Below are 14,520 nucleotides of genomic sequence, written 5' to 3'. Positions count from 1 at the left end.
GCATCAAAATCTGGGATGTCAGCAGCGGTAAACTCCTCAAGACCCTGACTGGTCATAGTAGTCCGGTCAATAACGTCGCCTACAGCCCCAATGGAAAACAGTTAGCTTCTGCTAGTGCTGACAAGACCATCAAAATCTGGGATGTCAGCAGCGGTCAACTCCTCAAGACCCTGACTGGTCATAGCAGTCCGGTCAATAGCGTCGCCTACAGCCCCAATGGACAACAGTTAGCTTCTGCTAGTGCTGACAAGACCATCAAAATCTGGGATGTCAGCAGCGGTCAACTCCTCAAAACCCTGACTGGTCATAGCAGTCCGGTCAATAGTGTCGCCTACAGCCCCAATGGACAACAGTTAGCTTCTGCTAGTGCTGACAACACCATCAAAATCTGGGATGTCAGCAGCGGTAAACTCCTCAAAACCCTGACTGGTCATAGTAGTCCGGTCAATAGCGTCACCTACAGCCCCAATGGAAAACAGTTAGCTTCTGCTAGTTTTGACAACACCATCAAAATCTGGGATGTCAGCAGTGGTCAACTCCTCAAAACCCTTACTGGTCATATCAGTTGGGTCTATAGCGTCGCCTACAACCCCAATGAACAACAGTTAGCTTCTGCTAGTGCTGACAAAAGAATAATCTTGTGGGATTTGGATTTTGATAATTTATTAGATAGTGGTTGCAACTTGCTGAATAATTACTTCATTGGCCATCTAGAAGTGTTAGAAGAGTTGCAATCATGCCAAACGCGATCGCGGTTGGTGCAAGGGGCGATCGCGTTAGTCATCCAAGGTGAGAAGTTAGCGCGAAATGATGATATTAATGGCGCTGTTGAAAAGTTTCGCAAAGCGCAGCAGTGGGATAATAAATTAAAGTTTGATTCCCAGATGAGAGCAAAAGAGTTGGCGAATCAAGCTAAGGTTGAATCGCAGCCGAACTCACCTTAAAAGGGCGGTTAGAATATCTACGGTAGGTTGGGTTGAGGAACGAAACCCAACAAACCCGCGAAAAAGTTGGGTTTCGCAAAGCCTCAACCCAACCTACGATTTTCTTCACTGCGATCGCTCCCATTCAATAGGGCTAAGATTAAGTTGTATCAATATGGAATAGAGGAAATAGATAATCACAAGGTAGAAGGATGGAATACAGCGATTTTAATCTCGCTAAGGTGAAAAAGAGTTTTGACTTAACACTCGATGAAACTCGGAATTTATTTGCTGATACCAAACCTGTTACACCATCAGAAACTCTCAGAACAATTTTAATAGATTACATCCCTTTAGCAACTGCAATTTCAACCGAGAAAGCCAGGTCGGAGTTTTTAATTGCACCAATTATCGCAGAGGTCAGACGATTATTAAATAATCAAATCTCGCTGTTCTCTGGAAATGAATTTAATGTTGATGCAACTTTAGGCTTGCAAGGTTTTTGCAATTATATAATCAGCAACTCCCCAGAGCAATTATTTATTTCTGCTCCAGTAATGTTTATTTTTGAAGCGAAAAAAGAAGATATTATCGGCGGTCTGGGTCAATGTGTAGCGGCAATGATTGCAGCGCAACTGTTCAATTTAAATCAAGGTAATGAAGTTGAACGGATTTATGGATCGGTTACTAGTGGAACTAACTGGAAGTTTTTATTTTTAGAAGGGACAACTGTTTATATAGATTCGACTGAATACTATATTAAAGAAGTTGATAAAATTTTGGGTATTTTATTGCAACCTTTTCAGCCTGTTTTAACTGTTGTTTGAATATATAGCAGGTGCTGGTGTAACTTACCCGAGCGAGATTAAAAATTGGTTAAAAAATAAGAGAATTTAAAAACTTGTCCACCATTACCACTATTCAATTGATATGAGTCTATAAGGAATACCACAAATTCAAAAAGGCTAGAAACCGCATCTAAGCTGTCTCTAGCCTTAATTTACTGAATGGGCAGTACCAGACTCGAACTGATGACATCCTGCTTGTAAGGCAGGCGCTCTACCAACTGAGCTAACCGCCCGTTTGACTAATCCTTAACAAATATAGCAAAATATTTCGCATTGCGCTAGTGATTTTAAGAAAATCTTTTTTTCTCTTATACTGACTCAGTATTCAGTTACTCAGCACGGGCTAAACGCCCCGCTATCGCTAACAGGATTTAGGATGCCCTCTGGTCGGACGCACGATCGCATTACTATGTATGCTCTGCCATTCGTGGCGGGCATTACTTTCTGGCAAACTCGCAGCAGCAATGCCACTTTGTTGGTTGCAGGCGGGTTTCTCTTCGGCGGGCTGATGTTTGGCCCCGATTTGGATATTTACTCTGTGCAATTCCAACGCTGGGGTTTCTTGCGCTGGATTTGGCTACCTTATCAAAAAAGTCTCCGACATCGTTCTTTTTTATCCCACGGGCCGATTATCGGCACGATTCTACGGATACTTTATCTGGGGTGTTTGCTAGCTATTTTGGCAATTTTCCTTTTGGTAATTGCCGAAAGGTTGTGGAATCTAAGTTTTAATTGGCAGGATTTTGGTGGAATTGTGGGGCGATCGCTCGTGCAATACGATACTGAATATATCGCCCTGTTTTTGGGGTTGGAACTCGGTGCGATGAGTCATTCTCTCAGTGATTGGGGCGGTTCGGCATACAAGCGCGTGCGAAAACAGGGGGTTCGGGGGTTGTTTCCTAGTGGCAGAATTAAGAAGCGTAAAGTTACAAGTCGCGGCCGTCGGCCGAGATTGAAGAAATAATTTTTTTAACGCAAAGGAACGCTGAGGGAAGCGCAGAGGTACGCAGAGGTATGGAAAATCAAAATGAGGCTTTGGTGGCGTTGCAGGAATTGATTGAGGTGGTGGCGAAGTTGCGATCGCCTGATGGTGGTTGTCCTTGGGATTTGGCTCAAACTGCCGAAACTTTGACGCCCTTTGTGATTGAGGAAGCTTATGAGGTGGTGGATGCGATTAAAAGTGGCGATAAGGGTGCGATCGCTGAGGAGTTAGGAGATTTATTATTACAGGTGGTATTACAAGCCCAAATCGCTAGTGAATCTGGGCAATTTTCTCTCAAAGAAATAACTCAGGGGATTTCTCAAAAGTTGATTCGCCGTCATCCTCATGTGTTTGGTGATGTGTCGGTGGCAAGTGTGGATGAGGTGCGGCAAAATTGGGAACAAATCAAAGCTGCGGAAAAGGGCGAAGCATCTCCAGACGCGCAAAAATTTAGTGCTAAACTCGCTCGTTATGGACGTACCCTTCCGCCACTGACGGCGGCGATGAAGATTTCTCAAAAGGCTGCGGCGATCGGGTTTGAATGGGAAAATATTCAGGGTGTCTGGGATAAGTTTCATGAAGAGTTGGGAGAGTTTCAACAGGCTTTAGCTGAGGAAACACCCGAACGACAACAAGCAGAATTAGGCGATTTACTATTTGCAGTTATTCAGCTAGCGCGTTGGCATAATCTTGACCCCAGCACCGCTTTGCAAGGCACAAATCAGCGCTTTGTCCGGCGATTAGAAAAAATGGAGGCGGTTGTTGACCGTCCCCTTTCTGATTACAGTTTGAATGAGTTAGAAAACTTGTGGCAACAGGCAAAAGCTCAACTTGCTCAAGAAGGGAGTGGAGAGTAAAGAGTAGGAAGTGGGGCAGAGAGAGGCTTAGAACTTAAAGCTTCAGGCTCAAAGACTCAAGCTTCAGGTTCAAAGACTCAAGCTTCAGGTTCAAAGGCTCAATTTTCAGGTTCAAAGACTCAAGCTTCAGGTTCAAAGGCTCAAGCTTCAGGCTCAAAGGTGCAACTTTCAGGTTCAAAGACTCAAGCTTCAGGCTCAAAGGCTCAAGCTCCCCAATTCCCACTCCCCACTGCCCATTTCCTTCTTCAAGATTTTTCAGCATCAAACCACTTATCATATAGCGATTGATAAGTGCCATTTTCTTTGAGACTCAGTAGAGCCTGATTAATTGGTTTGCGGTAGGGACTGTTATTGGGCAGAATGATGCCGTAGCTTTCTTCACGCAAGATACTGCCAACAATCTCTACCTTCCCTTTGCCTTCATTGGCAGCATAGAAGAGGAGTACAGGCGCATCAAATACTACGGCATCAGCTTTTTTTGTTTGCAAAGCATTGTAAGCTTGCTCAATCTTAGTAACTTCTAAAACTGAAATCTTATGTTCTCGCAGGTATGTGGCGGCTGTGCTACCCGCAGTTGTAGCCACTACCTTGCCGGGTAAATCGTCTATGCTCCTGATATCACCCTGAAGTTGTTGCACTGTCAATGAGGTAGTCACGCTGGCTGTAAAGTAGGCGGCAAAAAGTACTCCGATGAACATCCAGACAATACCTACTAAGCGTCCCATTACTCCCTTGGGCATTTCGTCAGCTTGGGTTGCTAATGTGGCTGCTGCCCACCAACAGGCTTTAAAAATTCCAGGAAAGTATGATTTGGGAATCATCCCATCTTTGTGATGACGCTCAGATAACCAAATAATGTGGGCTGCTACCACAATTAGTAGCAGAGCAATCCCTATTACCTGCAAGAGACTAGCAGAGAAAAATAATTGCAAAAGATTTGGGAAGGCACTTTTGTTGTTCTCTGCGTTTCTCACCATAATTTGCAGCCCCCCAGCAAAAATAGGTAATGAGAAATCAAAATTCTGTTCGCGTTCGGCTGTAATTGAGATGGCTGAAATCCCCAAGTTGGCTTTGCTTTCCTTAATAGCCGAAAGCAGTTGCGGCACAGTGGAATATTCAATAAATTTAGACTGTACACCTATTTGGTTAGCGATGTTGCGCCAGAGGTCGATACTGAATCCTGATAGCTCACCTTTGTTTGATAGCACAAAAGGTGGTATAACTCGTGTAGCTACTAATAATGGTTGTTGGAGTTGTGGTTTTTGGGCCACTCCTGGGGACGCTATTAACAACAATGCCAGAATTCCACCTATTAATCCTATGTAGGTATACAGTGCTAAGGAACGCTTGATTTTGTTTTTTGAGTCATATCTGCCAATTGGGCTGTTTTTCCCAACCATCAGTTGGCGAAATCTACTAGCGATCGCATTCATCATCAGAATTTTCTTAGGGTTGTGTGCATAATCTATTTATCATGCCCACGTTGTATCAAATATCATGTTCCTTACCCCCATAAAACCAATTCTTTTCAGGTTTAAGGGGATTGGGGAATGGGAAAAGGCAGAGGGGCAGGGGGCAGGGAGCAGGGGGCAAGAGGAAAGAGGGTTTTAGCCTCGTTCATTTTTATTAACATAGTTTGGTTTTGTTCTGCCGACCTACTTAGTAGGGTTGATTGTTTCACATTTGCGTAGGCGTAGCCCGTCGTAGACATTGCTTACACTATTTACCCACTCATTGTTACAGCTATTTTCAGGTAAATAGACCACGCGGTAGGGGCGCAAAGCCTTGCGCCCCTACAAGAGATGTGGTTCAAATACATGAAAACTGCTGTAATCAGCAACTTAGTTGTGCCAATTTTGACTTATTGTCCTGGTACTGTTGTTATAACCATCAGACGCTCCTTAAGCTATAAAAACATTTGCTTAAATCTACCTATTATATTTATTGCTATACAATACTCTAGGTGGATTTGTTGATGAATTCTTTGTTTTAAAATATAGGATCAGAGGTTGAAAAGGCTATATTGTGTTCTAATCACTTTGTAGAACTCACCTTGGCAAGACAAACCTCTATCTTTTGAGTAAGAGTTTTAAGATCAGCTTTTAGCGTACACTTAGGTTTATAATTTCTTGATATTTTATCTAACGTGCGCTTCTTAGTCTTTGCAAAGTGAGCAACATGGATGTAGACGACTTTAGTCAACAATTAGAGACATTGCGCTCACGGGTGACACGATTACTGCAAAGTACTGAAAGTCAGCCGCATACCCAAGAAGAGCTAACAGCAGAAGCTTTTGAAGAACTTCAAATCACTTTAGAAGAACTAAAAATCGCCTCCGAGGAACTACAAGCAACACGAATTGTAGTAGAGAAGGAGCGTCAGCGCTACCAAGAATTATTTGATTTTGCGCCTGATGGTTACTTGGTAACTGATACATTCGGCACTATCCTGGAAGCGAATCGTGCTGCGACCATACACCTCAATGTTTTACAGCGATTTTTGGTTGGCAAACCACTGCTTACTTTCATCGCTCAGTCAGATCATCAAGCTTTTTTTAATTACCTAACTCAGTTGCAGCAGCTCGACCGAGGCGGGGAATGGGAAGTGTGTTTACAACCACGAGAAAAAATCTGTTTTGATGTTGCTTTCACAGTAGTTACTGTCCGTAACGAGTTAGGAAAGCCAGTTGCTCTGCGCTGGCTAATGCGTGACATAAGTCAGCGTAAGCGTTTGGAATTGCAGCGCCAGCAGTTATTTGCCGATGAGCAAGCCGCCCGAATTGCAGCCCAAGCGGCAGAGAAGCGCTCTAATTTTTTGGCTGAAGCAAGTAGTGTATTGGTATCTTCCTTGGATTATCGCACTACCCTAAGGAGCGTCGCGCAATTAGCAATACCTACCCTTGCCGATTGGTGTATTGTGGATGTCGTTGAAAATAATTTGGCAATCTTCACTAACCCAGTTATCGCTGCATCAGAACCAGCAAAGGAAGCACTGATCCGAGAACTCCAACAACGCTATCCAATTTCTATTGATGCTGATTATGGACCGGCGAAAGTTTTACGGACTGGTAAGCCGGAACTGGTTACAAAGATTCTTGAGTCTTCATTACAGAGAAAGTCCTCGGACAAGGAACACTTCAGTCTGCTGCGCCAACTCCGAGTTAAGTCTCAGATGGTAGTACCACTGTTAGTACGCGAACGCAAGCTGGGGACAATTCTATTTGCGTCTGCACAACCAGAACGCCATTACACTACTGTAGACCTAGAAATGGCTGAAGAACTTGCTCAACGAGCGGCATTCGCCATTGAAAATGCCCAGCTTTATCTGCAAGCCCAAGAAGCTAACCGCATCAAGGAAGAGTTTTTAGCGATCGTTTCCCATGAGCTTCGTACACCTCTCAATTCTATGCTGGGTTGGGTTCAACTAATACGTACTCGAAAATGGGACGAAGCAACTACTTCTAAAGCATTGGAGACAATCGAGCGGAATGCCAAACTTCAAAGAAAACTGATTGAAGATATCCTGGATATCTCGCGGATTGTACAAGGTCAAATTCGCCTCAATATTCGTAAAGTTGACCTTGTGCCTATAATTCAGGCGGCAATTGAAGCTGTACATCCCACATCTGAAATTAAGAATATTCAAGTTGAATTTCATCTTGACTCCTCAGTTGGTGAAGTTATGGGTGATACAGAACGCCTTCAACAAGTTGTCTGGAATTTGCTCTCTAATGCCGTCAAGTTCACACCTAACGGAGGGCGAGTTGAAGTATATCTAAAACAGGTAAACTCAAATGCTCAGATAACTGTATCTGACACAGGTAAGGGAATTAGTGCTGACTTTCTACCTTATATCTTTGAGCGCTTCCGTCAAGCTGATAGCACAACTACTAGAGCAGACAATGGTTTGGGGTTGGGGCTAGCAATTGTACACCACTTAGTAGAAATGCACTCAGGCACAGTCTACGTAGTTAGCGAAGGGGAAGGACAGGGAGCAATATTTACAGTGTTCTTGCCTCTAGTAGAACCACAACCAGAGCTTTTAATTAAAGAGAGTGAAGTAAAACTCGATAACCTCTCAGTACTCAACAGCTTGCAAATACTCGTTGTCGATGACAATGCCGATACGCGGGAGTTAATTGCCTTCATTCTTGAACAGTCTGGAGCGCAGGTGACGGCGGTTAGCTCAGTAGGTGAAGCTCTGGAAGCACTAGGACGATTAAAACCAGATGTTCTAGTCAGTGATATTGGAATGCCAGATGAGGATGGTTATTCCTTGATTCGGAAAGTGCGGGCGCAGGAAGCAGAGCAAGGGGAGAAGATTCCAGCTGTAGCCCTAACGGCATTTGCTAGAGATGAAGAACACAAGCTCGCTCTGCAAGCTGGATTCCAAGTTCATCTATCCAAGCCAATTGAGCCAGAAGAGTTGGTGAAAGTGGTAGAGAACCTTACCAAAGGTAGCAAACAAGTTTAATGCACAATTAAGTTTTTGGTAGCAAATGCGTTGGCGTAGCCCGCCGCAGGCATCGCTGATATACAGTAGATTGCAAGTTAATGAAGTTAGGACTTACGCACAGGTAACAGAAAACGAACCACAGAGGACGCAGAGGTCACGGAGAAATGAGAGTTTGAAAGGGTTTTTGCGTAAGTCCTAGAAGTACAAAAATACCCCTCCCTCATCTCCCCGTATGTATTGGGGAAAGAACAAGATTTCTTATTTCCCCCCTTTATAAGGGGGGATTAAGGGGGGTAAGGATGTACTTAATTTAGATGCAAAATGCTGTAACAAATGCGATCGCCAAAACCGCAAATGCGAACCCCGAAACCGCAAAGCGAACCCCGAAACCGCAAATGCGAACCCCGAAACAGTAAATGCGAACCCCGAAACCGCAAATGCGAACCCCGAAACAGCAAATGTGAACCCCAAAACAGTAAATGCGAACCCCGAAACCGCAAATGCAAACCCCGAAGCCACAAATGCAAACCCCGAAGCCACAAATGCGAACCCCGAAGCCACAAATGCGAACCCCGAAACCGCAAATGCGAACCCCGAAGCCACAAATGACCTAACCCCCAAGCAGGGAAAGCAAAAAATTCACAGTCTCTCTCCTTTTGGGCTTACGGTGTACACACATCTCTGTACAAAACCAAAATCGTTAAGCAAACCGTATTGTCCTGCCCCCTGCCCCCTGCCCCCTGCCCCCTTCATAAAAAAACGGAGGCAGCTACTAACCACCTCCTGACAAATTAAAGCTTGGATAGACTGAGAAATGCTTTGACAGCAGGCTAGAAACTCAGCTAGCTGCGGCTCAAAAACATAGTTAAGACCACTCCCAGGATAATCGATCCACTGCCAAGGATGAATGACCAGAAGCGATGATAACTGTTAACAATAGTGCCATTTTCACTTTGGAGTTGAATCAAATCCATCCAAGGCGCAACACCCCGACGGAACCAACCTACAGCCCCAACTTGTTCGCCAATCAAGCTTTGGACTCGCTTCATCCCAAAGAGAAAATTGCCGATGGGGCCAAAGCGTGAGGCGTAATGCAGGTAAAGCATTCCACTACGATCTTGAATTTTTAAATCGGAACCAAATTTATAACCAGCGTCGCCACGACCAATAAGTTGACCTTCCAGTTTTGCAGGTTGTCCACGTAACGGACTGGCATAAGGGTCTGACATCAGGGTGAGAATATCGGTTTCTGGTGCTTGCTTATAGTCGGGGAACATCACCAAGGCTTTGATGAGAATTCCGATCCCTAAGCCAATTAGTGGCGCACCCAATACTAAACCTGTGTTTGGGGAACTTGACCACAGAATCACACCCATTACCAAGCCAACAAAGAAACCAATTGTTTCAGCGCCGTACAATACAACATCTAAAAAGAAGCTGCCGTAAAGCCTACTCTTACTCAGAGTTTTGCCTTCTCCAATAACTCGCCCCATATCAAACTCAGTCGGTAAACCCAATTGTTCGGCATAGGTGCTTAACGCACGAACTCGTTTGCCTGTCAAGGGATGAGTGGAATTTAACTCCATCCACCAACCCCAAGGGTTAAATATATCCCACAGAAAGACGCGACCAATTTTTTGGGTATCGGATGCAATGCGGTAGGCGGTTCCTGTGGAAGCGGCGGCTTTATGGTCATAGATACCCAAGGCGCGAGTTCCTTCAATTAAACGGCTGGGTTCTTGTGTCCGCGAACCTTCTTCTAATATCCCGTAGGCAATCTTCACTAAAGCGCGGGATAATCCATTGGGATTACCCGTACTTTCAGCTGCAAAGTGGTCAGCAAAGTATTCCCGTGTGCGAGAGAGGTACAGCAGTAGATAAGTACCGACGATATAAAATACGTAAGCAACTAAGGCAGCAGTTTGCATCGCATCTTTGATTTTGCTATCGCTACCACGCCCAAATCTTCTGGCTGTGCTGTAAATCAAGTAACAAATTTGCACTAAGGTAGAAGCTACTGTCATCACTGCAAAGTCCCAGTGGACGATGTGCCCCAGTTCGTGGGCGTAGACGGTAGCAATTTCATCGTCATCCAGGTATGTGAAAAGTCCCTGACTGACGACTAAACGGGCGCTGTTCGGCAATGAGCCATAAGTAAAAGCCGTAGGGTTTTGGTCGTTAATAATTCCCAAACGGGGCGTTTTCAGCTTTTTCTGCTCGCAGACTTGGCGAATAACTTTAGCTGTCTCTGGACTGAGGGTTTCAACTTCTGCCAACTCTACCCAGCGAGTTTGGTAAAGCCAGCTTTGAGTTAAGTCCATGAGAAATGGAGACAAGAAAAAGGCGGCGATATTAAAAATTAGGGTAATACTAATAGCGATCGCTAATCCTTGGAGTGGATTATCGCTACCCAAAATAAATACTAAGCTCAAACCTAAAGCCAACACCATACCAAACAACAAGGTCATGGTGACACCAGAAGCTAACGCTAAACTACCACCCACTCCCCCCATCGCTAATTTCATTCCAGTCGTAGCAGCGCGACCAGCTTTTTGGCTCGTGTTAAATGGTGTTTGCCGGAAGGATTGACTAGCCTGTTCTGCCCAACTGCGAACCTGTGGGTTTTCACTCATGATTAACTTTTGACACAGGGCCTTGGCTTTTTCGATTTCGCCTGTAGCTTGATAGGCTTTGATCAGCCACATCTGTGCTGAAAGATAATCTGAGGAATTGTGTTCAACACAATCGCGGCAGAATTGTTCGAGTAATTCAACCGCTTCTTGATAACGTTTTTGGTTTAAGGCATCTAATGCAGATTGCAATGACATAGGATCTCCCTAGTGAAGGAGTGGTATTTGATCTATCAATACTCAATAGATTCAGCGATCGTCACTGCAATTTCGGAAAAATTTAATTAATGACAGTATAAAATAGACTTCTTGCATGAATCAAAAGCCCTCACCCTAAATCCCTCTCCCAAGCTTGGGAGTGGGACTTTGAAATTGTCTCCCCTTCTCCCAATTTTGGAAGAAGGGGTTGGGGGATGAGAGCTAGTTTTGTATTCGTGCAAGATATCTAATATTTACTTAAGTAAAAGACTAGAGAAACATATATTACTATGTCTCTCTAGCCTGGGGAACGCATAAATCATTTTTAAGATTTTCAAATAAAAACAGCAATAATACTTATAATATTTTTGTTGTTGTAAACTTATTACCTCTTTGCCCGTGTTTGATATTTAGAGAATAAATGTTTTGAACGCAGTCTTGCTTCACCCAATCAGAGTAATTATTGATTACCCAAATGGTTCACCCGATTGGAGGAAGACGAATGATGAACATAACCTCAGATTGATAAGATGAAGAGAAAGTAAAGATTTGTACTATGACTATTCTTAATATTGCTTCTCCCTTAATTACGATCGCAGGACAAACCCGCCAAGCTGCAAGTAAGTTAGCGATTCTCTCCACTGAGGCAAAAAATCAAGCACTTGTTGCGATCGCTCAAGCTTTAGAATCAGCTAGAGATGAAATTTTACAAGCAAATGTTGCTGATTGTAAAGCTGCTACAGCCGAAGGGATTTCCCAACCACTTTATAAACGCTTGCAGTTGGATGAACATAAATTAAGAGATGCGATCGCTGGGGTACGAGATGTTGGTAAGCTAGCCGATCCAATTGGTAAAGTCCAGATTCACCGCGAACTTGACACTGGCTTAGTTCTGAAGCGCATCACTTGTCCTTTAGGCGTTTTAGGGATTATTTTTGAAGCACGTCCAGAAGCGGCGATTCAAATTGTTTCTTTAGCAATCAAATCGGGAAATGGTGTAATCCTCAAAGGTGGAAAGGAAGCAGTGCGTTCTTGTGAAGCGATAGTTAAGGCAATTAAACAGGGATTATCGCAAACTGCTGTTAACCCAGATGCGGTACAGTTACTGACAACTAGAGAAGAAACTCTAGAACTTTTGAAGTTAGATAAATATGTAGATTTAATTATTCCGAGAGGTTCTAATTCCTTTGTCAGATTTGTACAGGAAAATACTCGTATTCCGGTACTAGGTCACGCTGACGGAATTTGTCATCTTTATATAGATAAAGCCGCCGATATTTCTAAAGCAGTTCCAATTACCGTCGATGCAAAAGCGCAATATCCTGCTGTTTGTAATGCAATTGAAACTTTGCTAGTTCACCAATCAATTGCTAGAGAATTTTTACCGAAAGTTGCTGAGGCTTTGCAAGAACGCCATGTGGAATTAAGAGGCGATAAACGCACATTAGAAATTTTGCCTAACATCAAAGCTGCAACAGAAATAGACTGGGAAACAGAATATAGCGATTTTATTTTGTCGATAAAGATTGTAGACTCTATAGAAGATGCGATCGCTCATATTAACGAATATGGTTCTCGTCATACCGATGCCATTATCTCTGAAGATCCAGCATCTGTTGAAACTTTCTTTGGACTAGTCAATTCAGCAAATATATTTCACAATTGTTCTACCCGATTTGCTGATGGTTTCCGCTATGGTTTCGGCGCAGAAGTAGGGATTAGTACACAACAAATGCCTCCTCGCGGCCCCGTTGGGTTAGAAGGATTGGTGACATACAAATATCAAATGACTGGGGATGGTCATATTGTAGCTACTTACACCGGAGCAAATGCTAAAGCTTTTACTCATCAGGATTTAGTGTAAAGTATTCTCACATACAAGACTCATGTCTGATTTATGAACAAGAGTTAAAATGAAACCCCGATAAAACGGGCTTTTCAGTCTCAATATGTTTTCAAAAATCAAATCGGAGTCCTATAGTCGGGCCAGTTACAAAAAAGTAGATTTCGCATGAGTAGCAAAACATCCAAGGTCGGTATTATTGGTGCGGGTAATGTGGGTGCAGATGTAGCAAATGCTTTAGTGCTACTCGGTAAATGTGTAACAGTCATCCTTTTTGACCGAACTTTATCAAAAGCTGAGGGGCAAGCATGGGATATTGAAGACACCATTCCCCTACTTCAAGACATGGAGATTATCGCGTCAAATCAGTATGAAGATTTAGCGGATTCTGATATCATTGTTGTGACTGTTGGGGTGCAGCAAAAAGAAGGACAAAGCCGATTAGATATATTGAGCGATAATGCAGAGATCGTGCGTTCAACAATAAAAGAATTGGATCGAGTTGCACCGAATTCAATTGTACTTATTGTTAGCAATCCAGTGGATGTACTAACACGGATTGCGATCGCCAGTTCCACGAGAGCAGAAAACCTAATTTTCGGTTCAGGAACCGTTCTTGATACTGCTAGACTGAGATATCAACTTGGGAAGCGACTGAACGTTAGTAAACAAGACGTTCGTGTTTATGTGATTGGAGAGCATGGAGACAGTGAATTTGTCGTTTGGTCTAATGCATTTATTGGGGGAATTCCGTTAACTGAATTTCCTATACCACAAGGAGCAACGCTGGAACAAATTCAGCAAGAGTACACAGAGTTAATCCGTAAGCGAGCCTATAACATTTCTGAACGTAAAGGAAATACTAGCTATGGCATATCAACAGTAGTTTGTCAGTTAGTTGATACCATCCTGCGAGATGAAAAGCAGATATTTCCAGTATCGGTGAGAGCAGATTCTAACTATGGAGTTGGCAGTGAAGTTGTTCTTGGACTTCCATGTATAATTAGCTCCCAAGGTATTGAGCGCCAACTGGTGTTACCAAGAAATGCTCATGAACAACGTTTATTAGAAGAGTCAGCCACCAAACTGAATGAAGCCTACAATTCTTTGGATAATTAAAATCAACTCAAATAGTCTGTTTAAAAACGTCCTTTTTTAAATGTTAAACTAAGGCTTTCAGTAAAGCTTGAAGTTTCAGCTGCACCTCTGCAAACTCTTTGTCAGGATCGGAACCAGCCACGATACTAGCACCAGCATACAATCTCGCGCGATCGCCAGATTTAAAATTTATCTAACAGCAAAATAAGTATACTTTCTTACTTCGGTAGGTTGAAAGGCTAGAACGATACGATCTTTAGGAATGCCGACACTGACGAATTCGTTAGCAATACCATCTTCGGTACCATCTCTTTGAATCCAAATTTTATCGTTGATAATATCAATGTGGACAAGGCACCCATGTACCCTTTGTTTCTTTTCCCAGCCAAGTGTGAGTAGTAGGTAATGGTTTGCATTTTCATCAATAATTAGCTGTCTTTCTAGTTCTCCATGAGCGTAGGGAAGTTGGGCATATTCGGCTAATATTTTTTCAATTATTTTGCGATAATTATCTAAGGTATCCATTTTAGAATCACCTCTAGTTCTGAATCGAAGACGAGTAAACAAAGACGCTGATTTTCTATCAATATCTTAAGCTGTTGCGCCTACAATTTGCATATAATAAAGATGAATATAACTTCGGGTACAGGTTGTTATGCCTGCTATTGGCTTTCTAAGCTTAGAAC

At 43.2% G+C, this 14,520-nt stretch carries 11 protein-coding genes, 1 tRNA gene and 1 pseudogene; 7 read left to right on the top strand and 6 right to left on the bottom strand.

Features of this window, described 5'->3' with window-relative positions; translation table 11 throughout:
* Positions 1 to 944: WD40 repeat domain-containing protein (locus V7K41_RS05915; RefSeq protein WP_334846380.1), on the top strand; the 944-nt coding region annotated here is incomplete at its 5' end.
* A 191-nt stretch (positions 945 to 1,135) separates the two neighbouring features.
* A complete protein-coding gene (locus V7K41_RS05910; RefSeq protein ID WP_334846378.1) occupies positions 1,136 to 1,750 on the top strand; it encodes a hypothetical protein in 615 nt (204 codons plus the stop codon).
* A gap of 181 nt (positions 1,751 to 1,931) precedes the next feature.
* Here V7K41_RS05910 and V7K41_RS05905 read toward each other — a convergent pair.
* Positions 1,932 to 2,004: transfer RNA gene (locus tag V7K41_RS05905), tRNA-Val, on the bottom strand.
* Between the two features lie 143 nt (positions 2,005 to 2,147).
* Between V7K41_RS05905 and V7K41_RS05900 the strand changes: the two genes are divergently transcribed.
* The gene (locus tag V7K41_RS05900) at positions 2,148 to 2,735 is read left to right on the top strand and encodes a metal-binding protein (protein WP_334846376.1); all 588 of its coding nucleotides are present in this window, start codon (positions 2,148 to 2,150) and stop codon (positions 2,733 to 2,735) included.
* 50 nt (positions 2,736 to 2,785) lie between these two features.
* On the top strand, positions 2,786 to 3,610 hold the full coding sequence (gene mazG, locus V7K41_RS05895) for a nucleoside triphosphate pyrophosphohydrolase (RefSeq protein ID WP_334846375.1): 825 nt from the start codon (positions 2,786 to 2,788) through the stop codon (positions 3,608 to 3,610).
* A gap of 34 nt (positions 3,611 to 3,644) precedes the next feature.
* Here the strand turns inward: mazG and V7K41_RS05890 are convergent, their stop codons facing one another.
* Both V7K41_RS05890 and V7K41_RS05885 read right to left on the bottom strand, forming a co-directional pair.
* The gene (locus tag V7K41_RS05890; protein ID WP_334846373.1) at positions 3,645 to 3,872 is read right to left on the bottom strand and encodes a hypothetical protein; all 228 of its coding nucleotides are present in this window, start codon (positions 3,870 to 3,872) and stop codon (positions 3,645 to 3,647) included.
* Positions 3,856 to 5,046 carry a transporter substrate-binding domain-containing protein gene (locus tag V7K41_RS05885; protein WP_334846371.1) on the bottom strand — a complete coding sequence of 397 codons (1,191 nt, stop codon included), beginning with the start codon at positions 5,044 to 5,046 and terminating at the stop codon, positions 3,856 to 3,858. The genes V7K41_RS05890 and V7K41_RS05885 overlap by 17 nt, the downstream gene beginning before the upstream one ends.
* 742 nt (positions 5,047 to 5,788) lie before the next feature.
* On the opposite strand from V7K41_RS05885, the gene V7K41_RS05880 reads away from it, so the two are divergent.
* Positions 5,789 to 8,083: a PAS domain-containing hybrid sensor histidine kinase/response regulator gene (locus V7K41_RS05880; protein WP_334846370.1), complete on the top strand. Its 2,295-nt coding sequence runs from the start codon at positions 5,789 to 5,791 to the stop codon at positions 8,081 to 8,083.
* 824 nt (positions 8,084 to 8,907) lie between these two features.
* On the opposite strand, the gene V7K41_RS05875 is transcribed toward V7K41_RS05880, so the two are convergent.
* Entirely contained in the window at positions 8,908 to 10,893 is a 1,986-nt protein-coding gene (locus V7K41_RS05875) for a zinc metalloprotease HtpX (RefSeq protein WP_334846368.1), read from the bottom strand.
* A gap of 556 nt (positions 10,894 to 11,449) precedes the next feature.
* Between V7K41_RS05875 and V7K41_RS05870 the strand changes: the two genes are divergently transcribed.
* Together V7K41_RS05870 and V7K41_RS05865 are read left to right on the top strand one after the other, a co-directional pair.
* Positions 11,450 to 12,757: a glutamate-5-semialdehyde dehydrogenase gene (locus V7K41_RS05870; RefSeq protein WP_334846367.1), complete on the top strand. Its 1,308-nt coding sequence runs from the start codon at positions 11,450 to 11,452 to the stop codon at positions 12,755 to 12,757.
* A 147-nt stretch (positions 12,758 to 12,904) separates the two neighbouring features.
* Positions 12,905 to 13,855 carry an L-lactate dehydrogenase gene (locus tag V7K41_RS05865; RefSeq protein ID WP_334846366.1) on the top strand — a complete coding sequence of 317 codons (951 nt, stop codon included), beginning with the start codon at positions 12,905 to 12,907 and terminating at the stop codon, positions 13,853 to 13,855.
* Between the two features lie 43 nt (positions 13,856 to 13,898).
* Here V7K41_RS05865 and V7K41_RS05860 read toward each other — a convergent pair.
* Both V7K41_RS05860 and V7K41_RS05855 read right to left on the bottom strand, forming a co-directional pair.
* Positions 13,899 to 14,012, bottom strand: a pseudogene (locus V7K41_RS05860) (hypothetical protein); the annotation flags it as partial.
* An 11-nt stretch (positions 14,013 to 14,023) separates the two neighbouring features.
* Positions 14,024 to 14,359, bottom strand: a complete 336-nt coding sequence (locus tag V7K41_RS05855) for a XisI protein (protein ID WP_334846364.1) — start codon at positions 14,357 to 14,359, stop codon at positions 14,024 to 14,026.
* Between the last annotated feature and the right edge of the window lie 161 nt (positions 14,360 to 14,520).

This window comes from Nostoc sp. (genome assembly GCF_036917415.1).
Lineage (GTDB): Bacteria > Cyanobacteriota > Cyanobacteriia > Cyanobacteriales > Nostocaceae > Nostoc.
This window is presented reverse-complemented; position numbering and strand designations above follow the sequence as displayed.